At 73.7% G+C, this 26,936-nt stretch carries 3 protein-coding genes (1 of these 3 running past the window's edge); all 3 read right to left on the minus strand.

Annotated elements, in window-relative coordinates; all coding sequences use genetic code 11:
* Positions 1–4,829: amino acid adenylation domain-containing protein (locus tag ACWC91_RS07365; protein ID WP_450725833.1), on the minus strand; the 4,829-nt coding region annotated here is incomplete at its 3' end.
* Positions 4,823–18,997 carry an amino acid adenylation domain-containing protein gene (locus tag ACWC91_RS07370; RefSeq protein WP_450641843.1) on the minus strand — a complete coding sequence of 4,725 codons (14,175 nt, stop codon included), beginning with the start codon at positions 18,995–18,997 and terminating at the stop codon, positions 4,823–4,825. The genes ACWC91_RS07370 and ACWC91_RS07365, both read right to left, overlap by 7 nt.
* A protein-coding gene (locus tag ACWC91_RS07375; RefSeq protein WP_450641842.1) for an amino acid adenylation domain-containing protein crosses the window boundary here: on the minus strand, positions 18,994–26,936 show its 3' portion. The gene runs 6,313 nt beyond the window's last position; 7,943 of the gene's 14,256 nt are visible here — the last part of the coding sequence; its start codon lies off the right edge, out of view; it ends in the stop codon at positions 18,994–18,996. The genes ACWC91_RS07370 and ACWC91_RS07375 overlap by 4 nt, the downstream gene beginning before the upstream one ends.

Genomic DNA, 26,936 nt, shown 5'->3' on the forward strand with positions numbered 1-26,936 from the left:
GCGATGCGTTCGACCGGGTAGTCGGGGTCGACGGGCAGGTAGGCGCCGCCTGCTTTGAGGACGGCGAGTTGGGCCACGATCATGTCGGCCGAGCGAGGCAGGAGGAGTGCCACCAGGCGCTCGGGGCCGACTCCGGCGTCGGTCAGGACGCGGGCGAGCCGGTTGGCGCGTTCGTCCGTCTCCCGGTACGACAGCGACTCCTCGCCGGACACCACCGCGACCGCGTCCGGATCGCGTTCCACGGACGCGCCGAACAGTTGCGGGAACGTCACCGGCAGCACGTCATCGCGCGCCGTGTCGTTCCACTCCACCAGCACCCGATGCCGCTCGGGCGCCGAGAGCACATCGACGGCCCGCACCGGAAGTTCCGGGTCGGCGACCACGGCTTCCAGGAAGCGCACCAGCCGCTCACCCAGCTCCTCGACGGTCGAGCGGTCGAAGAGGTCGAGGCGGAACTCCACGAGGCCGCTGATGCCCTGGAGTTCGCCCTCGCGGTCGACGCTCTCGTTGAAGCTGAGGGAGAGGTCGAACTGGGTGGATTTGACAGGAACTTGACGTACGGTGCAGTCCAGGCCGGTGAGGCCCATGCTGCTCTCCGGCGTGTTCTGCAGTGCCAGCGAGACCTGGAAGAGCGGGTGGCGGGCCAGCGAGCGCTCCGGGTTGAGCACCTCGACCAGCCGCTCGAACGGCACGTCCTGGTGGGCGTAGGCCGCGAGATCCGCCTCACGCACCCGGCCCAGCAGTTCGGTGAAGGTCGGGTCGCCGGACAGGTCGGTGCGCAGCACCAGCGTGTTGATGAAGAAGCCGACGACCCGCTCCAGCGCGTCGTCCGTACGGCCCGCGATCGGGCTGCCCAGCACCACGTCGGACGTCGAGCCGAGCACCGACAGCAGTGAGGCGAGGCCGGCCTGGAGCACCATGAACAGCGTGGTGCCGGTCTGCCGGGCCAGTGCGGCCAGATCGCGGTGCAGCTCGGCCGGGAGGTGCACCAGCAGCGAGTCGGCCCGGTAGTCGGCCTCGGCCGGCCGCGGCCGGTCGGTGGGCAGGCGCAGCTCGTCCGGCAGCCCGGCCAACGTCTCCTTCCAGAAGGCGAGTTGCTGGTGGATCAGGCTGTCCTGGTCGTCCTCGGAGCCCAGGATCCCGTAGTTCCACATGGTGTAGTCGGCGTACTGCACCGGCAGCTGCTGCCAGTCGGGCGTCTCGCCGGCGGCCCGTGAGGTGTAGGCGCGTGCCAGGTCGGCGGAGAACGGGTCGAGCGACCAGCCGTCGCCGGCGATGTGGTGCAGCACGGTCAGCAGGACGTGCGACTCCGGGCCGGTCTCGAACAGGGTGACCCGCAGCGGGGTCTCGACGGCCAGGTCGAAGCTCTGCGCGGACGCCGCCGTGATGGCGGTGTCCAGGTCTGCCGCGGTGGTGCGGACGAGAGCCAGCTCGCAGCCCCGGTCCGGGGAGAGGATCTCCTGGCGCGGCTCGCCGTCCCGGTCCGGGAAGACGGTGCGCAGGCTCTCGTGACGGGCGACCACGTCCCGTACGGCGTCGCGCAGCGCGTCGACGTCCAGCCGCCCGCTGATCTGCACCGCGAGGACGATGTTGTGGGCGGTGCTGGTCCGCTCGAAGCGGTTCATGAACCACAGCCGGCGCTGCGCGTACGACAGGGGGATCTCCGCCGGCCGTTCCCACGGCCGCAGGGTGGCCCGGGCGTCGGCCGCGCCGCCGATGCGGCCGACCAGTTCCGCGACGGTGGGCGCCTCCCACAGCTCCCGCAGCGGCAGTTCGACCTCGAAGACGGATCTGATCCGGCTGACCACACGGGTCGCGTGCAGCGAGTGGCCGCCCAGTTCGAAGAAGTTGTCGTGGACGCCGACCGACGTCAGGTTGAGCATCTCCGCGAACAGCCCGCACAGGATCTCCTCCTGAGGGGTGCGCGGGCCCTGGCGGGTGACCAGCGCGGCGAAGTCGGGGGCGGGCAGCGCCTTGCGGTCCACCTTGCCGTTGGGGGTCAGCGGGAGTGCGTCCAGCGGGACGAAGACGGCAGGCAGCATGTAGTCGGGAAGCCGGGTCGCCGCGTGGGCGCGCAGCGCGTCCACGGCCGGAACCGTCCGGCCGGAGACCGGCACCAGGTAGGCGACGAGGCGGTTCTCGCCCGACTCGTCGGTCCGGGCGACCACGGTGGCCTGGGAGACGTCCTCGTGCTCGGTCAGCACCGCCTCGATCTCGCCGGGTTCGACCCGGAAGCCGCGGATCTTCACCTGGTCGTCCACCCGGCCGACGAACTCCAGCTGGCCGTCGTCCGCCCAGCGCGCCACGTCGCCGGAGCGGTACATGCGGGAGCCCGGCGCGCCGAACGGGTCGGCCGTGAACCGCTCGGCGGTCAGGCCGGCCCGGCCCGCGTAGCCGCGGGCCACGCCGTCGCCCGCCAGGTACAGGTCGCCCGCGACTCCGACCGGGGTGGGGGAGAGCGCGGAATCCAGCACGTAGACCCGGGTGTTGGCGATGGGCCGGCCGATCGCCGGAAGACCCGGCCGGCCGCCCAGCCGGGCCGAGGTGGACCAGACCGTGGTCTCGGTCGGGCCGTAGACGTTGGTGACCTCGGCGGCCAGCTCGCACAGGCGGGTGGCGAGGGTCGCCGGTACCGGTTCGCCGCCGACCAGGACCCGCAGTCCGGCCAGGGCCTTCGGCCGCTCCGAGACCAGGGCCTGCCACAGCGTGGGGGTCGCCTGCATGACCGTGGCGCCGGTGCCGGTGATCAGCCGGCCGAGTGCCGGCGGGTCCAGCACCTGGTCGCGGGAGGCCATGACCACGGTGGCGCCCGCGCTCAGCGGCACGAACAGCTCCAGCGCGGCGATGTCGAACGCGACGGTGGTCACCGCGACCAGCCGGTCGGCGGCCTTGATCTCCGTGCGGCCGCGCATGTCGGCGACCAGGTTGGCGATATTGGCGCGGGAGACCACGACGCCCTTGGGACGGCCGGTGGAGCCGGAGGTGTAGATCGCGTAGGCCGGGTTGGCCGGATGGACCGGCCTGGTCAGGTCGGCGTCGGTCAGCCCGGTGCCGGGAAGCTGCGCGAGGGCGTCGGTGACGGCGGTTCCGTCCAGCACGACGCGCCGCACCCCGGGGGCCTCGGGCAGGCCGGTCACCGAGGAGTCGGTCAGCAGCGCGCAGGGGCGTGCGTCGTCGAGGATGTAGCCGATCCGGTCGGCCGGGTACTCCGGGTCCAATGGGAGGTAGGCGCCGCCCGCCTTGAGGACCGCGAGCAGTGCCGTCAGGAGCGCCCTCCCGCGCGGCAGGGCCACGGCGACCCACGACTCCGGTCCGACGCCCGAGCCCGCGAGATGGCGGGCGAGGCGGTTGGCGCGCTCGTCGAGCTCCCGGTAGGACACCGCGCCGTCCGCGTCGATCACGGCGACGGCGTCCGGGGTGAGTGCCGCGTTCCGCTGGAAGGCGTCGACCAGGGACTCGGCGGCCACGGGCAGCGCGGTGTCGTTCCACTCCGTCAGCAGCCGGTGGCGCTGGGCCGGGGGCAGGGCCCGGACCCGGCCGACGGGTGCCTCGGGATCGGCGTGGATCAGGGTGAGGATGCCGACCAGCGCGTCCAGGATGCCCTGCGCGCGCTCCCGGTCGAACAGGTCCGGTCGGTAGCCGAGCCGGATCCGCATGCGCCGGCCGGGCGCCGGGAACAGGCTCAGCGGGTAGTGGGTCGCGTCCTGGCCGACCGCGCCGGTGATCCGCAGGCCCGCGGCGAGTTCACCGAGCCCGTCGGCCTCCACCGGATAGTTCTCGAACACGACCAAGGTGTCGAACAGTTCGCCGGTCACCCCGGACTGCGCCTGGGCGTCGGCGAGCGTGAGGTGGTGGTGGTCGAGCAGGTCGACCTGTCGGCGCTGCTGCCGTTCCAGCAGCCGCGCCCAGGACTCGGCCGGCCGTGCGGAGACTCGCACCGGCAGGGTGTTGATGAACGAGCCGACCATGTTCTCCACACCGGGGACCGCCGAGGGCCGGCCCGAGACGGTTCCGCCGAACACGACGTCGTCGCGTCCGGTCAGCCGGCCCAGCAGAACGCCCCAGGCCGCCTGCACCACGGTGTTCAGCGTGACGCCGCAGCGCCTGGCCGTCTCGGCCAGCCCGCTGCTCAGCTTCTCCGGCAGCGTGACCAGCAGGTCCTGCGGCACCACCGCGCCGCGGTCGGCGTCCGGCGCGACCAGGGTCGGTTCGCGGACGTCGCCCAGCGCGTCGCGCCAGGCGGCGAGGGCGGCCCGCCGGTCCTGCCGCCCCAGCCAGGACAGGTAGTCGCGGTAGGGCGTCACCGGCGGCAGCTCGCCGCCGGAGTAGAGCGCGAACAGCTCGCGCATCAGCAGCGGTCCTGACCAGCCGTCGAGCAGGATGTGGTGATTGGTCATCAGGAACCGGCAGCGACCCTCGCCCAGCCGGATAAGGGTGAAGCGCAGCAGCGGCGCACGTCTCAGGTCGAATCTGCGCACCCGGTCGGCGGCCATCAGCTCGGCGAGCCGGTCCTCCCGCCGGTCCGCCGGACCATCGGTGAGGTCGACCTCGGACCAGGGCAGCTCGACGCCGCGGTACACCACCTGCACCGGATCACCGTTCTTGCGGCGGCGGAAGCCGGCCCGGAGGTTGGCGTGCCGGCGCAGCAGCCAGGCGGCCGCGTCACGGAGCCGGTCGGTGTCCGGTGTCCCGTCCAGGTCCACCGCGATCTGCACCGTGTAGACGTCGAGTGCCGTCTCGTCGTCCTGCGCGTACTGGGAGTGGAACAGCAGCCCTTCCTGCAAGGGCGACAAGGGCAGGAGATCCTCGATGCGCGACTGGTTCACCATGACAACCCCTCGTCGTCCAGTTCGTTCTCGAACTCGTCCAGTTCCTGCTGGTCCACCGGGACCAAGGTGGGCGTGCCCGACCGGGCGGGTGCCGCCGTGAGGGCGTGGGCGCGGTCGGCCATGGACGTCAGCGCCCGGAACCAGGACTCGGCCAGGTCCCGCACGTCCGCCTCGTCGAACATCCCGTCGGGCCACGCCCACGCGGCGACCAGCCGCGGGCCGTCCGGACGGTCCTCGGTCTGCGCGTTGACGTCCAGGCTGTGCGCCATGGGCATGGCGGCGTCGCCGCCGCCGGTCAGCCCGGCCATACCGGGTGGCGGGCTCCAGTCCTGGGCCGGGGCGTCACCACCGCCGGCGGCGAACCGGCCCAGATAGTTGAACCCGAGCTGCGGCGTGCGCAGGGCGGCCAGTTGCGGCCCCGTGCGCTCGTTGAGGTAGCGCAGCAGGCCGTAGCCGATGCCGCCGTCCGGCAGTTCGCCGAGCTGGGCGCGCACCTTGGCGAGCACGGCGTCCACCGCCTCGCCGCCGCCCCAGAAGTCGTTCCAGTCCACCTGCCCGGGATTGAGGCGCACCGGGAAGGAACTGGTGAACCAGCCGACGGTCCGGCCCAGATCGGCGCCTGTGACCACCGGCTCGCGGCCGTGGCCCTCCATCTCGACCAGCACCGCGTTCCCCCGGGTCGGCCGGCGCCGGGCCCGCCAGGAGGCCACGGCCACCGTGTAGGCGGCCAGGAGCACGTCCTTGATCCCGGCGTCGAAGGCGGCCGGCACGCTCGTCAGCAGCGGCTCGGTCACGTCCGCGGGGAGCGTGAGGCGCAGGCTCCGCGCCGTGCCGAACACGTCCCGCTCCCGGTCCAGCGGCCGGGCACCCAGTCGCGGGTCGGGGCCGCTCAACGCGGCTCGCCACAGCGGAAGTTCCTCGATCCGGAGCGCACTCTCGGCCTCCTCGGCCAGGCGTCCGGCCCAGGTGCGCAGCGAGGTGGGCACCACCTCGAGGCGCGGTTCCTCACCGGCCGCCACCTGGGACCAGGCGGTGGCCAGGTCCGGCAGCAGGATCCGCCAGGACACGCCGTCCACCACCAGGTGGTGCACGGCCAGCAGCAGCAGGCCGGGCCGGTCTGCACCGGAGTCGAACCAGACCGCCCGCACCAGCGAGCCGGACTCCGGCGTCAGCCGCCGCGCGGCCGCCCGGCCGTGCTCCACCAGCAGGGCGCGCTGCGCCTCGGCGTCCCCGGATGCGGCGACGTCCGCGAAGTCCACCCGGTGCACCAGCTGTTCGGCGCGGACCTCGCCGCGGGGGCGTACCTCGATCCGCCAGTCCTCCTCGCCGGACCTGCTCAGCCGCAGCCGCAGCGCGTCGTGCCGGTCGAGCACGGCCTGTACGGCGGCGGTCAGTCCGGCGAGGTCGAGCGCGGCGGGCGTCCGGACCGTCATCGCCTGGTGGAAGCCGTCGACCGGGCCTCCGTGCTCCCGCCACCAGTGCATGATCGGGGTCAGCGGCAGCTCTCCGATGCCCGCGTCCGCGTCCTCGGTGAAGGACTCGGTCGCGGCCTCGGCGATCCCGGCGAGCGCCGCGGGGGTGCGGTGCTCGAACACGTCCGCCACCGTGAGTTCGATCCCCGCCGCCCGGGCCCGGCTGACCAGTTGGATGGAGACGATGCTGTCGCCGCCGAGGTCGAAGAAGCCGTCGTCGGCCCCGACCGTCTCCCGGCCGAGCAGTTCGGCGAAGATCCGGCACAGGGCGGCCTCCCGCTCGGTGGCCGGACCGCGGCCGGGTTCGTCGGTGCCGAACTCGGGAGCCGGCAGCGCGGCGCGGTCCAGCTTGCCGTTCACGGTGAGCGGCAGCGCGTCCAGCACGACGAAGGCGGCGGGGACCATGTAGTCCGGCAGCGCGGCCGCGACGTCCTTGCGCAGCACGGCCTGCTCCGGCGGTTCGGCACCCTCTTCCGGGACGACGTAGGCCACGAGCTGTCTGAGGCCGGGCCGGTCCTCGCGTACGACCACCGCGGCCTGGGCGAGTCCGGGCCGGGCGAGCAGTGCGGTCTCGATCTCGCCGGGTTCGACCCGGAAGCCGCGGATCTTGACCTGCTGGTCGGAGCGTCCGACGAACTCCAGCTCACCGTCGCGGTTCCAGCGCACGAGGTCGCCGGTCCGGTACATCCGGGTGCCGGGCGGCCCGAACGGGTCGGCCACGAATCTCTCCGCGGTCAGTGCCGAGCGGCCCAGGTAGCCCAGCGCCACTCCGGCACCGGAGACGCAGAGCTCGCCCGCGACGCCCACCGGCACCGGGCGCAGCCGCTCGTCGAGCACCGCGACACGGGTGCCCGCGACCGGGCGGCCGATCGGCGGCGTCGTGTCGCCGGACAGCGGGCCGCTGAGCGTGGCGGCGATGGTGGTCTCGGTCGGCCCGTAGGCGTTGACGACGGTGCGTCCGGCCGACCAGCGGGCCAGCAGGCCCGGTGAGAGCGCCTCGCCGCCGGAGACGACGCAGCGCAGGCTGGGCAGGTCCCGCTCCGGGAGGGTGCCCAGGAGCGGGGCGGGCAGCATCACATGGGTGGCCTCGGAGGCTTCGAGGACGTCGGCCAGGCCCTCGCCGATCAGGTCGCGGCCTGGGCCCGGCAGGGCGAGCGTGGCCCCGGACAGCAAGGCCATCGCCAGATCGCCCACCGACACGTCGAAGTTGGTCGAGACCACCTGGAGCACCCGGCTTCCGCCGTCCAGGCCCAGCCGTTCGACGTGGCTGTGCACGAAGGACGCCAGACCGGTGTGCCCGACCAGTACGCCCTTGGGCCGGCCGGTCGACCCGGAGGTGTAGACGACGTAGGCGGGGCTGTTCACGGTCCCCGCCTTCGGCGGGTCGGTCGCCGGACGAGCGGCCACCGAGGTGGCGAATCCCGGTTCGTCCAGGACCCAGGTCGGCACGGCCGGTGCGGAGGGCAGCAGGCCGCGTGAGGCCCCGGTGGCGAGCAGGGCGGCCGGTGCGGCGTCCGCGAGCATGAAGGCCACGCGCTCGGCCGGGTACTCCGGATCGACCGGCAGGTGGACGGCGCCCGCCTTGGCCACCGCCAGGAACGCGGTGACCTGCTGGGGGGAGCGCGGGACGGCGACCGCGACGATCCGGCCCGGGGCGACCCCGCGGGCGATCAGTTCGTGGGCCAGCCGGTTGGCCCGGTGGTTCAGCTCGGCGTAGCTGGTCGCTTCGCCCTCGCACCACAGGGCCGTCGCTCGCGGGGTGCGCGCCGCCTGCGCCTCGAACAGCTCGGCCAGGGTGCCCGCCGGCGCCTCGGGCTCGGTGCCGCTCCATGCGCCGAGCAGCAGCTCCCGCTCGCCGGCGGTCAGCAGGTCGTGCTCCCCGATCGGCCGGTCCGGCTCGGCCAGCAGCCGCTCGAGCAGTGCGACCAACCGGTCCGCCAGCGACTGGACGGTGCCCTCGGTGAACAGGTCGGTGCTGTACTCGACCACACCGACGATGCCGTCCGGCCGCCCGTCCGCGTCCACCGTCTCGGCCAGGTTGAACGCCAGGTCGAACTTGGCCACCCGCAGGCCGTGGGGCTGCTGGGCGATGGTCAGGTCGTCGCCGAGGCTCAGCTCGGCCGGCGGGGTGTTCAGCAGGTTGAGCATCACCTGGAGCAGCGGGTGCCGGGACATCGAGCGGGTGGGGGCGAGCACCTCCACGAGCCGTTCGAAGGGCACGTTCTGGTTCTCGAAGGCGGCGACGTCGCTGCGCCGCACCCGCTCGACCAGTGCCCGGAAGGTCGGGTCGCCGCTGGTGTCCGTGCGCAGCACCAGGGTGTTGACGAAGAAGCCGACCAGCTCGTCCAGGGCGTCGTCGGTGCGTCCGGCGACCGTGGTCCCCAGTGGGATGTCGCTGCCCGCGCCGATCCGGTCGAACAGCGCGGCGAGCGCGGCCTGCACCACCATGAAGGGGCTGGCCCCCGCGGTCTTCGCCAGCTCGACCAGCGCACGGTGCGCCGGAGGCTCGAACCGCAGCCGGACCAGTCCGCCTCGGTGGCTGGGCCGGGCCGGGCGCGGCAGGTCGGTCGGCAGCGCCAGTTCCTCCGGCATGCCGGCCAGCTGCTCGCGCCAGTGGCCCAACTCCGCCGCCAGCCGGGAGTCCTGGTCGTCCTCGCTGCCGAGCACGTCGCGCTGCCAGAGGGCGTAGTCGGCGTACTGCACGGCGAGCGGCGTCCACTGCGGGGCCCGCCCGGCCGTCCGGGCCCGGTAGGCGTCGGACAGGTCGCGCAGCAGCGGGCCCAGCGACCAGCCGTCGCAGCAGATGTGGTGGACCAGGAACACCAGCACGTGGTCGCGCCGGCCCACGGTGAACAGGTGCACCCGCACCGGCAGTTCGGCGGCCAGGTCGAAGCCGTGGCCGACGGCCCCGGCGACCGCGGCGTCCAGTTCGTCCGGTGCGACGTCGGCGATCCGCAGCCGGGGTGTCGCCGCCTCCGGGTCCAGGATCTCCTGGCGGGGAGTGCCGCCGGTCTCGGGGAACGTGGTGCGCAGGCTCTCGTGCCGGGCCACCACGTCACCGATCGCGGCCTGCAACGCCTCCACGTCGAGGGAGCCGGTGAGCCGCATGGACAGCGGGATGTTGTACGTCGGGCTGGGTCCCTCCAGGCGGTTGAGGAACCACAGCCGGCGCTGTGCGAACGACAGCGGGACGTGCTCCGGCCGCTGCCGCGGCACCACGGTCCGCCGGGCTTCCCCGGCCCCGCCGACCAGCACGGCCAGCCCGGCCACGGTCGGGTTCTCGAAGAAGTCGCGCAGCGGCAGTTCGGCGGCGAACTCGCTGCGGATCCGGCTGACCAGCTTGGTCGCCTGCAAGGAGTGCCCGCCGAGTTCGAAGAAGTTCGCCTCGACGTCGACGTCCTCGTCGCCCAGCACCTCGGCGAAGATCTGCCGCAGCCCGGCCTCGGTCGCGTTGCGCGGGGTACGGCCACCGGAACGACCGGTGGACTCCGGCGCGGGCAGCGCCCGGCGGTCGATCTTCCCGTTGGGGGTCAGCGGCAGCGTCGGGAGCACCACGAAGGCCGACGGCACCATGTAATCGGGCAGCCGCGCGGCGACATGCTCCCGCAGCGCCGCCGCCGAGGGCGTGGAACGGCTTTCCCCGGCGACCACATAGGCGACCAGGCGCCTCTCGCCCGGCTCGTCCTCCCGGGCGAGCACGGCGGCCTGCGCCACGTCGGGGTGGGCGGCGAGCAGCGACTCGATCTCGCCCGGTTCGATGCGGAAGCCGCGGATCTTGACCTGGTCGTCGGAGCGTCCGACGAACTCCAGGTCGCCGTCCGGCAGCCGGCGGACGAGGTCGCCGGTCCGGTACATCCGGGAGCCGGCGGGCCCGTACGGGTCGGCCGTGAACCGCTCGGCGGTCAGTCCGGGCCGGCCTGCGTAGCCGCGGGCCAGACCGGCCCCGGCCAGATACGCCTCGCCGGGCGTGCCGACCGGAACCGGTTGCAGCGCCTCGTCGAGGACCAGCACCCGCACGTTCCACAGCGGGCGGCCGATCGGCGGGTTGACGCCCGCGGTGAGCGGTGCGCTGACGGTGGCGCACACGGTCGCCTCGGTCGGGCCGTAGGCGTTGAGCAGCCGACGGCCGTCCGCCCAGCGGGCGATCAGGTCGGGCGCGGACGCCTCACCCGCGACGATCACGTTCATGCCGTCCGGGAGCGCGCCCGGCGGCAGCACCGCGAGCGCGGCCGGCGGAATGTTGGCGTGCGTGACCCGTTCCCGGGCCAGCAGCGCGGCCAGCGGCTCGCCGACCGCCAGGTCCTCGGCGGGGGCCATCACCAGGACGCCGCCGACCAGCAGTGGCGCGAGCACCTCCCAGATGGCGGCGTCGAAGCTGGAGGAGGCGAACTGGAGCATCCGGCTGCTCGCGTCGAGGCCGAACTGCTCGCGGATCGCTCCGAAGCCGCCGATGCCCTCGTGCGGGACCACCACGCCCTTGGGCGTGCCGGTGGAGCCGGAGGTGTAGATCATGTAGGCGGCGTTGGCGGGGGAGGCCGTGCGGCCCGTGTCCGGCGCGGTGTCCGGCAGCGCGGCCAGTTCGGCGCGCACACCGGCGTCGTCGAGGAGCATCCGCGGGACGTCGGAGCCGGGCAGCCCGGCGGCGGCCGGTCCTTCGGTCAGCAGCACGGCCGGCCCGGCGTCGGCGAGCATGAAGGCGATCCGCTCGGCCGGATAGGCCGGGTCCACCGGCAGGTAGACGGCACCGGCCTTGAGCACTGCCAGCAGTGCGACCACCGACTGCGGCGTCCGCGGCAGCGCGACGGCCACCACGTCCTCGGGGCCGACGCCCCTGCCGACCAGCAGGTGCGCGAGGCGGTTGGCCTCGGCGTCCAGTCGCGCGTACCCCAGCTCCGTGCCGTCGAAGCTGATCGCCACCGAGTCCGGGGTGGCGGCGGCCTGACGGCCGAACAGCTCGGCGATGGTGCCCCGGGGCACGTCGTGCGCGGTCGCGTTGAAGTCGTACAGCACCTGCTGCCGCTCCGCCGGGGAGAGTACCTCCAGACGGCTGATCGGCAGGTCCGGGTCGGCGCAGGCGGCGTCCAGCAGGCGCAGCAGCCGGTCGGCCATCCGCGAGACGGTCTCCGGGTCGAACAGGTCGTTGCTGTACTCGACCAGGCCGGTCATGCCCAGCGGTCCGCCCTGCTCGTCGTAGCGTTCGCGCAGGCTGAAAGCCAGGTCGAACTTGGCGGCGCCGATGCCGACGCCCTGCGCGCCGATCTCCAGACCGGGCAGTCCGATCTCGACGTCGGCGGTGTTCTGGAGGTTCAGCCACACCTGGAAGAGCGGATGACGGCCGAGGGAGCGTTCGGGGTTGAGCACCTCCACCAGTCGCTCGAACGGCACCTCCTGATGGGCGTAGGCGGCGAGGCTGTTCTCGCGGACCCGGTCGAGGAGTGCGGCGAAGCTCGGGTCGCCGCCGGTGTCGGTGCGCAGCACCAGGGTGTTGACGAAGAAGCCGACCAGGTCGTCCAGCGCCTCGTCGTCGCGGCCGGCGACCGGGGTGCCCAGCGGGATGTCGGTGCCCGCGCCCAGCCGGGTCAGCAGCGCGGTGAGCGCGGCCTGGCCGACCATGAACAGGCTGGTCCTGGTCCGCCGGGCCAACCGCGCCATCCGGTCGTGCAGTTCGGCCGGGACCGCGAAGGGAACCGTGGAGCCCCGGTGACTGGCCACCGCGGGCCTGGGCCGGTCGGCGGGCAGCCGCAGCTCGTCCGGCAGCCCGGTCAAAGCGGCCCGCCAGAACTCCAGTTGCCGGGCGATCCCGCTGTCCGGCTCGGTCTCGCTGCCCAGCACCTCGCGCTGCCACAGCGTGTAGTCCGCGTACTGGACCGGCAGCGGCGCCCAGTCGGGCGCGCGGCCCGCCAGCCGGGCGCCGTACGCCTCGGCCAGGTCGCGCGCCATCGGCGCCATGGACAGACCGTCGCCCGCGATGTGGTGCATCACGATCAGCAGCACATGGCGGTCCGGACCGAGCCGGAACAGGTGTGCCCGCAAAGGAAGTTCACCAGCCAGGTCGAAACCGCTAAAGGCGGCCTCCTCCAGGGCGGCTTCCAGACCGGCCTCGTCGGCCTCGGAGACGACGAAGACGGGGGCGGCCTGTCCGGCTTGGGCGATCGACTGGCGGGGAGTGGCGTCGATCTCGGGGAACGTGGTGCGCAAGCTCTCGTGCCGGGCCACCACGTCACCGAGCGCGGCCCGCAGCGCCTCGACGTCGAGCGGGCCGGTCAGCCGGGCGGCCAGCGGCAGGTTGTACGTGGAGCTCGGGCCCTCAAGACGGTTGAGGAACCACAGCCGGCGCTGCGCGAACGACAGCGGGACCAGGTCCGTGCGGGGCATCGCGCGGACCGCGGCGCGGGCTCCCGCCGCGCCCGCCGCCTTGCCGGCCAGGCCCGCCACGGTCGGGGACTCGAAGACGTCCCGTACGGCCACTTCCACGCCCAGCGTGCCGCGGATCCTGCTGACCAGTCTGGTCGCCAGCAGCGAGTGGCCGCCGAGGGCGAAGAAGTCGTCGTCGACGCCGACCGAGCCGACACCGAGCACCTCGGCGAACAGGCCGCAGAGGATCTCCTCCCGCGGGCCGCGCGGGGCGCGCCCTTCGGGCGCCTCGGGCTCGGGCACCGGCAGCGCGGCCCGGTCCAGCTTGCCGCTGGGGGTCAGCGGGAACGCGTCCAGGAGCACGAACGTCCCGGGCACCATGTGGTCCGGCAGCGCGGCCGCGACATGCGCGCGCAGCGCGGTCCGCCCGATCGCGCCGGCCACCGGCACCACGTAGCCGACCAGACGGCGGCCGCCGCGCGCGTCCTCCCGGGCCACCACGGCGGCCTGCGCCACCTCGGGGTGGGTGCGCAGCACGGCCTCGATCTCGCCCGGCTCGATCCGGAAACCGCGGATCTTCACCTGGTGGTCCGCGCGGCCGGCGTACTCCAGCTCACCGCCGCGGTTCCAGCGCACCAGGTCGCCGGTGCGGTACATCCGGGCGCCGGGCGGCCCGAACGGGTCGGCCGTGAACCGCTCCGCGGTCAGGCCCGGACGGTCGTGGTAGCCGCGGGCCAACTGCGCGCCCGCGATGTACAGTTCGCCGCCGACGCCGTCCGGCACCGGTCGCAGGGCCGCGTCCAGCACGTACACCTGGGTGTTCCACACCGGACGCCCGATCGGCGCGCCGTGCCGGGGCCAGGACGAGCGGTCCGCGGGCAGGGTGTGCGCGGTGACCACGTGCGTCTCGGACGGGCCGTAGTGGTTGTGCAGCACGCGGTCCGGGTTCGCGCCGCACAGCTCGCGCACCCGGTCGCCCAGCACCAGCGCCTCACCGGCCTGCGCGACATGCCGCAGGTCCGGCAGATCGGTGCCGTGCTCCGCGACGGCCTCGCCGAGGGCGTCCAGCATCATGGTCGGCGCGTACAGCTCGGTGACGTTCCGCTCCCGCAGCCAGCGCGCGAACTCCGCCGGGTCGCGCCGGGTCTCCTCGTCCGGCACCACCAGCGTCCTGCCGTCGAGCAGGGCCGAGAGGATCTCCTGGGCCGAGACGTCGAAGCTGATCGCGGTGAACTGGGCGGTCCGGGCGCCCGGTTCGGCGGGGACGTGCGCGGCGTGCCAGGACATCAGGTTGACCAGCGCGCCGCCGGGCATGACCACGCCCTTGGGGCGGCCGGTCGAGCCGGAGGTGTAGATCAGGTAGGCGGGGTGCTGCGGCAGCAGCGGCCCGGTCCGCTCGTCGTCGCCGGGGTCGGTGTCCGCCGTCGCGGCCAGTTCGGCCCGTACATCCGGGTCGTCCAGTGCCAGCGTCGGCCCGGCGGGCAGCCGGCCGGCGACCCCGGTGGTGGACAGCACCAGTCGGGGAGCGGCGTCGGCCAGCATGAAGGCGATCCGCTCGGCGGGGTACTCCGGATCGACCGGCAGGTAGCCCGCGCCGGACTTGAGCACGGCGAGCAGACCGACGATCAGCTCCACCGAGCGGGGCAGGGCAAGACCCACGATGTGCTCGGGACCGATGCCACGGCCGATCAGCAGCCGGGCGAGCCGGTTGGCCCGCGCGTTCAGCTCGGCGTAGGTCAGCTCCTCGTCACCGCACACCAGCGCCGGGGCGCCGGGGTGCCGTGCGACCCCGGCCTGGAACAGCGCGGGCAGCGAGGCGGCGGGCACCTCGTGCTCGGTTGCGTTGCGGATGACCAGCAGCTCGTGGCGGGCGACCGGGTCCAGTACGTCGGCCTTGCTCACCGGGCGGGCCGGTTCGGCGACGACGCCCTCCAGTACCCGCACGAAGGACGCCGCGATCCGCTCGGCGGTCGGCTCGTCGAACAGGTCCCCGCTGTACTCCACGAAGCCCTCGACGCCGCCGGGACGCCCGTCGGCCGTGTAGCTCTCGCGCAGGCTGAACAGCAGGTCGAACTTGGACACCCCGGTGTCGACGCGTTGCGTGCCGACCCGCACGCCCGGCAGCCGGAACGGCGCGGTCGGGTTGTTGTGCAGGGTGAGCATCACCTGGAACAGCGGGTGCCGGGACATCGACCGGCCGGGGTTCAACACCTCGACCAGCCGCTCGAACGGCACCTCCTGGTGCGCGTAGGCGGCCAGGTCGGCCTCCCGCACCCGGCCGAGCAGCTCACGGAAGTCGGGGTCCCCGGAGAGGTCGGTGCGCAGCACCAGGGTGTTGATGAAGAAGCCGACCAGGTCGTCCAGCGACTCGTCGCCGCGCCCGGCGATCGGGGTGCCGAGCGGGATGTCCGTTCCGGCGCCCAGCCGGTGCAGCAGCACCGAGAGGCCCGCCTGCAACGTCATGAACACGCTGGCCTGGCAGCTGCGGGAGAGCGCGACCAGGCGCTGGTGGACCTCCCGGTTGATCCGGAAGCCCACCGTGCCGCCCCGGTAGGAGGGGGTCGCGGGACGCGGCCGGTCGACCGGCAGGTCCAGCTCGTCCGGCAGGCCGGCCAGCGTCTCGCGCCAGAAGGCCAGTTGCCGCGACACCGCGCTGTCCGGGTCGTCCTCGCTGCCGAGCCCCTCGCGCTGCCACAGGGCGAAATCCGCGTACTGCACGGGCAGCGGTGCGAACGACGGCTCACCGCCGTCGCGCCGCGCGCCGTAGGCGGCGGACAGATCGCGGCCGAACGGCACGGCCGACCACTCGTCCATCACGATGTGGTGCATCACCACCAGCAGCACGTGCTCCTCGTCGCCCAGCCGCAGCAGCCGCGCCCGTACCGGCGGCTCGGCGGTCAGGTCGAAGCCCTCGCCCGCGGCCCCGGCCAGCGCCGCCGCCAGACCGGCCGGGTCGACGTCGGTCACCCGCAGTTCGGGGACGGTGTCCACCACGACCTGGCAGGGCGTGCCGTCACGGTCCGGGAAGACCGTGCGCAGGCACTCGTGCCGCCGGGCCACGTCGGCCAGCGCCGCGCGCAGCGCCGCCACGTCCAGCGGGCCGGTCAGCCGGGCCGCCATCGGCACGTTGTAGGCCGGGCTCGGACCCTCGAACCTGTTGATGAACCACAGCCTGGTCTGCTGCAGCGACAGCGGCACGTCGACCGGGCGCGGCACCGGCTCGATCCGCCGGGCCACCGGCCCGTCGGAGGTGAGCAGTTGGGCGAGCGCGGCCACCGTCGGCGACTCGAACAGGCTGCGCAACGAGATCCGCACGCCGAACACCGAGCGGATCCGGGTGACCAGCCGGGTCGCCAGCAGCGAGTGGCCGCCGAGTTCGAAGAAGCTGTCGTCGATGCCCACGACGGACGCGCCGAGGATCTCCGCGAACAGCCCGCACAGGATCTCCTCCTGGGGAGTGCGCGGTGTGCGGCCCGAGGCCACCCCGGAGAAGTCGGGGGCCGGCAGCGCCCGCTTGTCCAGCTTCCCGTTGGGCGTCACCGGGAGTTCGTCGAGCATCATGAACGCCGCGGGCACCATGTGGGACGGCAGCGCGTTCGCGACGGCGGTGCGCACGTCGGCCACGCCCGGCGCGGCGGTGCCGGCCTCCGGCACCAGATAGGCGACCAGCCGGTGGTCGCCCGGCCGGTCCTCGCGGACGATCACGCTGGCCTGGGCGATGCCGTCCTGGGCCAGCAGCACCGACTCGATCTCACCGGGCTCGATGCGGAAGCCGTGCAGTTTCACCTGGCTGTCTGCGCGTCCCCGGAAGACGAGCCGGCCGTCCTGGTCCCAGGTGGCGACGTCTCCCGTGCGGTACATCCGCGCGCCGGGCCCCTCGAAGGGGTTGGCGACGAACCGTTCGGCGGTGAGCGCGGGACGGTCGAGGTAGCCGCGGGCGAGGCCCGCTCCGGAGAGGTAGAGCTCGCCGGGGACACCGGGCAGCACCGGGCGCAGCGCGGAGTCGAGGAGGTACACGCGGGCGCCGGTGATCGGGCCGCCGATGGGTGGTACGACCTCTCCGGCGAGCGGGGTGCTCATGGTGGCGCACACGGTGGTCTCGGAGGGACCGTAGGCGTTGATCATGCGGCGGCCGGCGGACCAGCGGCCGACGAGTTCGGGTGCGGTGGCCTCGCCGGCGACCACCAGGGTGATGCCTTCGGGGAGGGCGCCCCGGTCGAGGACGGCGAGGGCGGCCGGGGGGATGGTGGCGTGCGTGACGCGCTGCTCGGCGACGAGGTCGGCCAGCGGCTGCCCGGGGCGGAGCCGCTCGGCGGGGGCCAGGACGAGGGACGCGCCGGTGAGCAGGCCCATGACCAGCTCCCAGAAGGCGGCGTCGAAGCTGAGGGAGGCGAACTGCAGGACCCGGCTGCCGGGGCCGACCTCGAAGCGTTCGGTCTGGGCGGCGACGAGGGAGGCGATGCCGCGGTGGGTGACGACGACGCCCTTGGGCCTGCCGGTGGATCCGGAGGTGTAGATGAGATAGGCGGGGTGATCGGCCGTCAGATGCGAGGCGGGGGACGGGTCGGCGGGGGCGGCGGCGATGCGTGCGGCGGTGGCGGGGTCGTCCAGCGCGAGGAGGCAGCGGTCGCCGGCCGGCAGGCCGGCGGCGACGGCAGTGGTGGTGAGGACGACTCCGGGCCGCGCGTCGTCGAGCATGTGGGCGATGCGCTCGGCCGGATAGTCGGGGTCCACCGGCAGATACGCCGCCCCGGCCTTGTGCACGGCGAGTACGGCGACGGCGAGGTCCGCCGATCGCGGAAGTGCCAGGGCCACGTACTGCTCGGGCCCGACTCCGGCGGAGACGAGGTGATGGGCCAGCCGGTTGGCGCGGCGGTCCAGCTCGGCGTAGGACAGCGTGGTGTCCTCGAAGACGACGGCCGGGTCCCGCGGGGCCACGGCGACCCGCTCGGCGAACAGCTCCGGCAGGGTTCTCGGACGCTCGCCTCCCGTGTCGTTGCGCCGCAGCAGGACCTCTTCGCGCTCCTGCGGGGCGAGCACGTCCAGACGGCCCACGGGGCAGTCCGGGTCGCGCACCACCGCCTCCAGCACCCGCACCAGCCGGGCGCCGATCGCCTCCACGTCCGCCGGGCGGAAGACGTCCGGCCGGTAGCCGAAACGGATCCGCAGCGTCTCGCCGGGCAGGGCGGCCACGCTGAGCGGGTAGTGGTTGGCGTCCGCGCCGTGCGCGCCGACGATCGTCAGCCCGGCCAGCTCACGGAACCCCTTCTCGTCGAAGGGGTAGTTCTCGGTGACGGTGATGGTGTCGAACAGTTCGCCGGACGCGCCGGCCAGGGCGTGCACGTCGGGCAGGTTCAGATGCTGGTGGGACATCAGCCCGGCCTGCTGCCGCTGGAAGCGGGCCAGCATCTCACCCACCGGCTCCGACGGGTCGAGGCGCACCCGCACCGGCAGGGTGTTGATGAACAGGCCGACGATGCTCTCCACACCGGGGATGTCCGCCGGACGTCCGGAGACGGTGCCGCCGAACACCACGTCGGTGCGGCCGGTCAGCCGGCTCAGGACGAGCGCCCAGGCGCCCTGGAAGACCGTGTTGACGGTCAGGTCGCGTCCGCGGGCCGCCGCGGTCAGCTCGCGGCTCAGCCCCGCCGGAACCTCCACCAGCAGGCGCTCGGGCGCGACCGGGGTGCGCAGCCGGTCGTCGGACACCAGCCGCGTCGGCTCCTCGACGCCGCTCAGCACCGTCCGCCACGCCTCCTCCGCCGCGGGCCGGTCCTGCCCGGCCAGCCAGGCGAGGTAGTCGCGGTAGGGCGTCACCGGCGGCAGCGCCGACTCGTCGCCGCCCGCCGCGTAGAGCGTGAACAGGTCCGTCATCAACCGGCCCACCGACCAGCCGTCCAGCAGGATGTGGTGGTGCGCCATGACGAGCCGGTGGGCGCGCTCGCCGTGCTGGATCAGCGTGAAGTGCAGCAGCGGGGGCCGTGCCAGGTCGAAGGCGCGCTCCGACGCGGCAGCGGTCAGCTCCCGCAGCCGCGCCGCCTGCTGCTCCTCGGGCAGGTCCCGCAGGTCGAACTCCTCCCAGGGCAGGGGGACTTCGCGCGGGATGAGCTGCACCGGGCGGCTGAGCCGCTCGTAACGGAAGGCGGCCCGCAGGTTGGGGTGCCGGCGCAGCAGGCCCGCCACCGACTCCCTCATCGCCCCGGCGTCCAGCTCGCCTTCGAGGTCGAGGCAGAGTCTCGCCGTGTAGATGTCCAGCGAGCGCTCGTGGTAGACGGTGTGGAAGAGCAGGCCTTCCTGGAGGGGCGAGAGCGGAAGGACGTCCTGGAACCCCGGCTTCGTCATGAGGAGAAGTACCTTCCGTCAGCTTCCAGTACGTCGATGTCGCCTTGGTCGAGACCGGTCAGGGAGAGGTCGGACGGAGTGTGCCCGCCGGCGCCGGAGGCCTCGGAACGGGTGGCGATGGCTTCCAGCGCGCGGAACCAGTCGTCGACCAGTTCGCGCACGGCCGCCTCGCCGAACAGCTCGCCCGGCCAGGAGCAGGTCACGGTCAGGCAGGGGCCTTCGGGACCGTCGAGGACCGAGGTGGTCAGCTCCAGCGCGTGCCCCGCTTCCGGCGTCGGCGCCTGCTCGGTGGGTCCGGCGGAGACCGGCCACTCGGAGGGGGCGCCGTCGTCGAGCCGGCCGAGGTGGGTGAAGCGGATGCCCGGCCGGGGCAGTCCGGTCAGCACGGGGGCGGTGCGCGGGTTGAGATACCGCAGCATGCCGTAGCCGACACCGCCGTCCGGCACCGCGCGCAGCTGCTCCTTGACCGCCTTGACGGCGTTGCCCACGGCCGCGCCGCCCGCGGTCAGCTCGGACCGGTCGACGGCGCCGGCGTCCAGGCGTACCGGGTGTGCCGTGGTGAACCGGCCCAGGGTGCGGGAGAGGTCCTGGCCCTCGGCGAACGGTTCGCGCCCGTCGCGCTCCAGGTCCACCAGGACGCTCGTGCCGCCCAGGTGGTCCCGCAGGTGCCGGCGCCGCCACTGCGGGACGGTCAGCGCCAGCGCGGTGAGCAGCACGTCGTCCACATCGCAGTGGAACGCGGCGGGCACCCGGTCGAGCAGCGGTCCGGTCCGTCGAGCCGGCAGCGTGCGGTGCAGCGTGCCCGTGGCACCGGGCTCGTCCGGCCCGGGAGCCGACGGCCGGTCGGTGAGCCGGGGTTCGGCGGTGCCGAGCGTCGTCCTCCACCAGTCCAGCTCGCGCTCGCGTTCCGGGTCCTGCGCCGTGGCCACCAGTTGCTGTGCCCAGCGGCGGTAGGAGGTGCCGGCCGGTCGCGGGGCGTCCTGGCCCTCTCCGGTCAGGACCCGCCGGCAGGCGGTCAGATCGGTGCGCAGGACGCGCCAGGACACCGCGTCCACGACCAGCCGGTGCAGAACCACCAGCAGCCGGCCCTGCCGTCCGGGTCCGGCGTCGAACCAGACGAACCGGGCGACGTCTCCGGTCTCCGGGTCGAGACGGCCGGCCGCCGGCCCGGTGTGGTCGCGCACCACGGCGGCCAGCCCGTCCGCGTCCAGTCCGGCGACCGCCACGCGGGTCACCCGGCCGGCGGCGTCCACCGTGCCGGGGGGCCGCACCTGAAGGCTCCACCGGGCGCCGTCCTCGCCGCCTTCATGGCGGCCCAGCAGCAGCCGGAGCGCGTCGTGCCGGTCGGTGAGCATGCCCACCAGCTCGCGCAGCTGGTCGAAATCAAGATCGGCCGGGGCGTCAAGCAGCAGCGACTGGTGGTACGCCTGGACCGGGCCGCCCCGCTCCCGCAGCGCGTGCACGGCCGGGGGCAGCGGGACGCCGCCGGTACCGGCCCCGGGTGACTCGACGACGAGGTCGGGCACGTCGGCCGCCACGGACGCGAGTCCTTCGACGGTCCGGTGGACGAACACGTCCTCGGGTTTGATCCGCAGCCCTCTCGCCCGCGCGCGGCCGACCAGGCGGATCGAGACGATGCTGTCGCCGCCGAGGTCGAAGAAGCTGTCGCGGATGCCCACCGAGGGCAGGCCGAGCACCTCGGCGAACACCTCGCACAGCGCTTCCTCGCGCGGTGTGCGCGGCTGCTCGTCGCCGACCAGCACGGCGAAGTCCGGGGCCGGCAGCAGCTTGCGGTCCACCTTGCCGTTCGGGGTGAGCGGCAGGGCGTCGAGGGCGACGAACGCGGCCGGGATCATGTGGTCCGGCAGGACGCGTGCCGCCTGCTCCCGCAACTCGGCCGCGGCCGGCACCTCCCGTCCGGCCGCCGCGACCAGATAGGCCACCAGGCGCTTGTCCCCCTCGCCGTCCTCCCGGGCCACCACGGTGGCGTGGGCCAGTGCCGGGTGAGCGGCGAGGACGGCCTCGATCTCGCCCGGCTCGATGCGGAAACCGCGCACCTTGACCTGGTCGTCGGCCCGTCCGACGAACTCCAGCTCGCCCGCGGTGTTCCACCGGGCGATGTCGCCGGTGCGGTACATCCGGGTACCGGCCGGGCCGAACGGGTCCGCCACGAACCGTTCGCCGGTCAGCCCGGGCCGGCCCAGGTAGCCGCGAGCCACTCCGTCACCGGCGAGGTACAGGTCACCCGCGACGCCGGCCGGCACCGGCGCGAGCCGGGCGTCCAGCACGTACACCCGGGTGTTCGCGATCGGCCGGCCGATCACCGGCGCGCCGGGCCGGTCGTCCAGTGCGGCGGTGGTGGACCACACCGTGGTCTCGGTGGGGCCGTACATGTTCCGCACCCCGGCGGACAGTTCGCGCAGCCGGGCGGCCAGTCCGGTGGGCAGCGCCTCGCCGCCGACCAGGACCCGCAGTCCGGTGAGGGCGTCCGGGTGCCCGGACACCAGTGCCTGCCACAGCGTCGGCGTCGCCTGGACCACGGTGGCGCCCATGCCGGTGATCAGCTTGGCGAGCTCGTCGACGTCCCGCACCTGCTCGGTGGCGGCGAGCACGAGCCGGGCCCCGGCGACCAGGGGCACGTACAGCTCCAGACCGGCGATGTCGAAGGCGACGGTGGTGACGGCCACCAGGACATCCGCCTCGGTGACCGGCAGCCGCTCGCGCATGTCCCGCACGAAGTTGGCGATGTTCGCGCGGGTGACCACCACGCCCTTGGGGCGGCCGGTGGAACCGGAGGTGTAGATCACGTAGGCCGGGTGGTCGCCGTGCGCCGTGCCCGGCAGGTCGGTGTCCGGCAGGACGGCGATCCGTGCCCCGAGCGCCGGGTCGTCCACCGCGACCGTCTCCGCCCCCGCCGGTACGGGCAGTTCGCGGGCGAGCTCGGAGGTCGTCAGCACCAGCGCGGGCGAGCCGTCCGTGAGGATGTGCCGCACCCGCTCGGCCGGGTAGGCCGGGTCGAGCGGTATGTAGGCCGCGCCGGACTTGAGCACCGCCAGCAGCGCCACCACCAGATCCAGCCCGCGCGGCAGGCTCACCGCCACCCGGACCTCCGGCCCGGCGCCGCGGCCGGCCAGGAACCGCGCCAGCCGGTTCGCCCTGGCGTTCAGGCCGGCGTAGGTGATCTCGGCGCAGGTGCTCCCGCCGTCGGCGGCGGCGACCACCGCGACGCGGTCCGGGGTGCGGGCGGCCGCCGCCTCGATCGCCTCGACCAGTGAGTGCGGGCCGGAGTCGGCGCTCGTGGCGTTCCAGTCGCGCAGCAGCCGGGTGCGCTCGGCCGGGGTCAGGACCTCCACGTCACCGACGGGCCGGTCGGGTTCGGCGCACAGCCGTTCCATCAGGTGCGTGAACCGCTCGGCCAGCCCCACCACGGTGTCGTGGTCGAACAGGTCCGTGCTGTACTCGGCGACCGCCTCGATCCCGGCGGGCGTCCGGCCGTCGTCGAACAGCTCGCGCAGGTTGACGTTGAGGTCGAACTTGGCCGTGTTCAGGTCGAGCATGCGGCGCCGCGCGGACACCCCGGGCAGGTCGTAGTCGGCCTCCGGGTTGTTGTGCAGGCTGACCATCACCTGGAAGAGCGGGTGACGGGCCATGACCCGCTCGGGGTTCAGCACGTCGACCAGCCGCTCGAAGGGCACGTCCTGGTGTGCGTACGCGGCCAGGTCGGTCTCCCGTACCCGGTCGAGGAGTTCGGTGAAGGTGGGCTCGCCGGACAGGTCGGTGCGCAGCACCAGCGTGTTGACGAAGAACCCCACCAGGTCGTCCAGGGCCTCGTCCGTACGGCCCGCGATCGGGGTGCCCAGGGGGATGTCGGTGCCCGCGCCCAGCCGGTACAGCAGCACCGACAGTCCGGCCTGGACGACCATGAACATGCTGACCCCGCGGCGGCGGGCGAGGGCCTCCAGGTCCCGGTGCAGCCGCGGCTCCAGCCGGAAGGTGACCCAGCCGCCGCGGTACGAGGGGGTAGCCGGCCGCGGCCGGTCCACCGGCAGGGTCAGCTCGTCCGGCAGTCCGGCCAGCGCCTCGCGCCAGTACGCCGACTGCCGTGCGGCCACGCTGTCCGGGTCGTCCTCGTCGCCCAGCACGGAGTGCTGCCAGAGCATGTAGTCCGGGTACTGCACCGGCAGCGGCGTCCACCGCGGCGCCGCGTCGGCGCACCGGGCGCCGTAGGCGGTGGCGAGGTCCCGGCCGAACGGCCCGGTCGACCAGCCGTCGACGACGATGTGGTGCATCACCACCACGAACACCGACTCCCGCTCGCCGACCCGCAACAGGGCGGCTCGCAGCGGCAGTTCGACCGATAGGTCGAAGCCCTGGCCGGCGATGCGCCGCAACTCCCCGTCCAGCTCGTGCGCCGAGACGTCGAGCACGGTGAACTCCGGTGCGGCGACCGACGGATCGAGTACCACCTGGTACGGACTGCCGTCCCGCTCGGGGAAGATCGTGCGCAGCGACTCGTGGCGGGCGATCACGTCGGTGAGCGCGGAGCGCAGCGCGGAGACGTCCACCGGACCGTCGAGGTCCAGCGCGATCGGCAGGTTGTAGGTGGCGCTGTGGCCCTCCAGGCGGTTCAGGAACCACAGCCGCCGCTGTCCGTGGGACAGCGGCAGGTGCGCCGGCCGCGGGGCGGCGCGCAGCGCCCGCCGGCCCTGTGGCGCTCCGCGCAGCGATCCGGCCAGGGCGGCGACGGTCGGGCTCTCGAACAGCGCGCGGATGGGCAGTTCCGTGCCGAAGGCCGAACGGATCCTGCTGACCAGCCGGGTGGCCAGCAGGGAGTGGCCGCCCAGGTCGAAGAAGTTGTCGTCGACCCCGACCGCGGGCACGTTCAGGATCTGCGCGAACAGAACGCACAACAGCTCTTCCTGCGGTGTGCGCGGCGCGCGGCCGGTGGCGGTGGCGGGGGAGTGGTCCGGCGCCGGCAGGGCCCGCCGGTCGACCTTGCCGTTGGGGCTGAGCGGCAGCTCGTCCATGACCACGAACGCCGCGGGCACCATGTAGTCCGGCAGGTCCGCGGTCACCTCGCGGGCGACCTCGGCCTGGTCCAGCGGGCCGTCCGGCACCAGGTAGGCGACCAGGCGCTGGTCGCCCGGCAGGTCCTCCCGCAGTACGACGGCGGCCTGGGCGACGCCCGCCCGGCGCAGCAGCGCGTTCTCGATCTCGCCGATCTCCACCCGGAAGCCGCGGATCTTGACCTGGTCGTCGACGCGCCGCAGGAAGTACAGCTCGCCGTCCGGGGTCCACTTCACGACGTCGCCGGTGCGGTACATGCGGGAGCCGGGCGGTCCGAACGGGTTGGGAGCGAACCGCTCGGCGGTCAGCGTCGGCCGGTGCAGATAGCCGCGCGCGATCCCCTCGCCCGCCACGTACAGCTCACCGGCCACGCCCATGGGCACCGGCCGCAGGGACGCGTCCAGCACGTACAGCCAGGTGTTGGGCATGGGGCGGCCGATCGGCAGCGGGCCGCTGCCGACGGGTTCGCCGGCCCTGATCACGTGCTGGGTGCAGTTGACCGTGGTCTCGGTGGGTCCGTAGCCGTTGTAGATGTGCGCCTCGGGGTGGCGCGAGCGCCACTCGGTCAAGGTCTCGCCGAGCAGCAGCTCGCCGCCCAGCATCAGTTCGCGGCTTGGGGAGAACGCTTCGGGCAGTGCCTCCAGCAGCGGCAGATGGCTCGGGGTGGCCTTGAGGAACGTGCACGGCGTCCGTTCCAGGGCCGCCAGGGTCCACGGCTCGCCGTCGTCCAGGGTGGCCAGGAGCACCGTGCCGCCGACGGACAGCGTGGTGTAGAGCGCGGTCACCGTCAGGTCGAAGGAGATCGGGCTGTGCAGCACGGCGGCTCCCGTGGTGCTCGGGTAGCCCGACGTGCTCCAGCGCAGGTAGTCGCTCAGGCAGTGCTGTTCGGTGAGCACGCCCTTGGGGCGCCCGGTGGAACCGGAGGTGTAGATGACGTACGCGGAGTGGTGCGGGTGGACCGGGTACAGCCGGTCGGCGTCGCCCGGATCCGTCACCGGGCGCCCGGCCACCGCCTCGACCGTCTCCGGCTCGTCCAGCAGCAGCCGCGGCAGGTCGTCGGAGTGCGGGAGGCCCGCACCGATGGCGCCGTCGGTGAGCAGCAGCATGGCCGAGGCGTCCTCGATCATGAACTCGACGCGTTCCGGCGGGTAGTCCGGGTCGAGCGGTAGGTAGGCGGCGCCCGCCTTCAGGACGGCCACCAGGGCGACCACCAACTGCGGTGCGCGCGGCAGGGCGACCGCGACCCAGTCCTCGGCCCCCACGCCGCGCGCGATCAGGTGGTGGGCCAACCGGTTGGCACGCTCGTTGAGTTCGCGGTAGGTCACCTGCTCGTCCCGGCAGACCAGGGCGACGGCGTCCGGGGTCGCCGCGACCTGCCGCTGGAAGCGCTCGACGAACGTCGGCGGAACCTCCTCGCGGATCTCGCCCACCCCGAGGGCGAGGATGCGGTGGCGGTCGGCCTCGCCCAGCAGGTCCAACTCGCTGACCCTGTGCGCCGGGTCGGCGGCGACCGACTCCAGCAGGCGGCTCAGCCGGGCGGAGATGTCCTCGGCGGTGCCCCGGTCGTACAGGTCGCTGCTGTAGTTGAGCAGACCGGTGATCCCGGCCGGCGTGCCGTCGTCGGCGTACCGGTCGCGCACGGAGAACGACAGGTCGAACTTGGCGACCTCGGTGTTCACCGGGTGCAGGCGGGTGCGTACCCCGGGGAAGCCCAGCTCCATCTCGGGCGTGTTCTCGAAGTTCAGCAGCACCTGGAACAGGGGGTGCCGGGACAGCGAGCGCTCGGGCTTGAGCGTCTCCACCAGCAGCTCGAACGGCACCTCCTGGTGGGCGTACGCGGACAGGTCCGCCTCGCGCACCCGGCCGAGCAGCTGCCGGAAGGTCGGGTCGCCGCTCACGTCGTTGCGCAGGACCAGGGTGTTGACGAAGAAGCCGATCAGGTCGACCAGCGACTCGTCGTTGCGCCCGGCGACCGAGGTGCCGACGGGGATGTCCACGCCGCCGCCCAACCGGTTCAGCAGGGCGGCCAGCGCGGCCTGCATCACCATGAACAGGCTGGCGCCGCTGCCGCGGGCGATCTCCAGCAGCCGCGCGTGCACCTCGGGCCCGACGCTGATCGGCACGAATCCGCCGTCGTGGCTGGGGACCGCCGGGCGGGGCCGGTCGGCCGGCAGGTCCAGCTGGTCCGGCAGGCCGGCCAGCGTGTCCTTCCAGTAGCCGATCTGCCGCGCCAGCACGCTGTCGGGGTCAGCGAGGTCGCCGAGGACGTCCCGCTGCCACAGCGTGTAGTCGGCGTACTGCACGGGCAGCGGCGCCCACTGGGGGGCGTGCGCCGAGCGCCGCTCGGCGTAGGCCGTGGACAGGTCGCTCACCAGCGACGCGAACGACCAGCCGTCGGCCACGATGTGGTGCACCAGGACCAGGAACACCTGCTCGGTGGGGCTGAGCACGAACAGCTCCGCCCGGACCGGCAGTTCGTTCTCCAGGTCGAAACCACGGCGGGCGGCCGCGGTCAGCGCCGCGTCCAGCTCCGGCTCGGTCAGCTCGGTCACCGGGATCCGCGGGCGGGCCTCCCGCTCCGGCACGACGCACTGGACCGGTACCCCGTCGTGATCGCGGAAGACCGTGCGCAGGCTCTCGTGCCGGACCATGACGTCGTGCAGGGCCTCGTGGAGGGCGTCGCGGTCGATCCGGCCGGTGAAGCGCAGGGAGACACCGAGGTTGTAGGTCGGGCTCGGACCCTCCAGACGGTTGAGGAACCACAGCCGCTGCTGGGTGAACGACACCGGCAGCCGGTCCGGGCGCGGCATCGGGACCGCCCGGGGCCTGGCCGCCCCGGCCCGCTCGACCAGTTCCGCCAACTGGGCCACGG

The organism is Streptomyces sp. NPDC001204 (assembly GCF_053598035.1).

Excerpts from the sequence above, each read along its gene's own strand:
- ACWC91_RS07370 (WP_450641843.1), bottom strand. The coding sequence starts at position 18,997 with ATGACGAAGCCGGGGTTCCAGGACGTCCTTCCGCTCTCGCCCCTCCAG.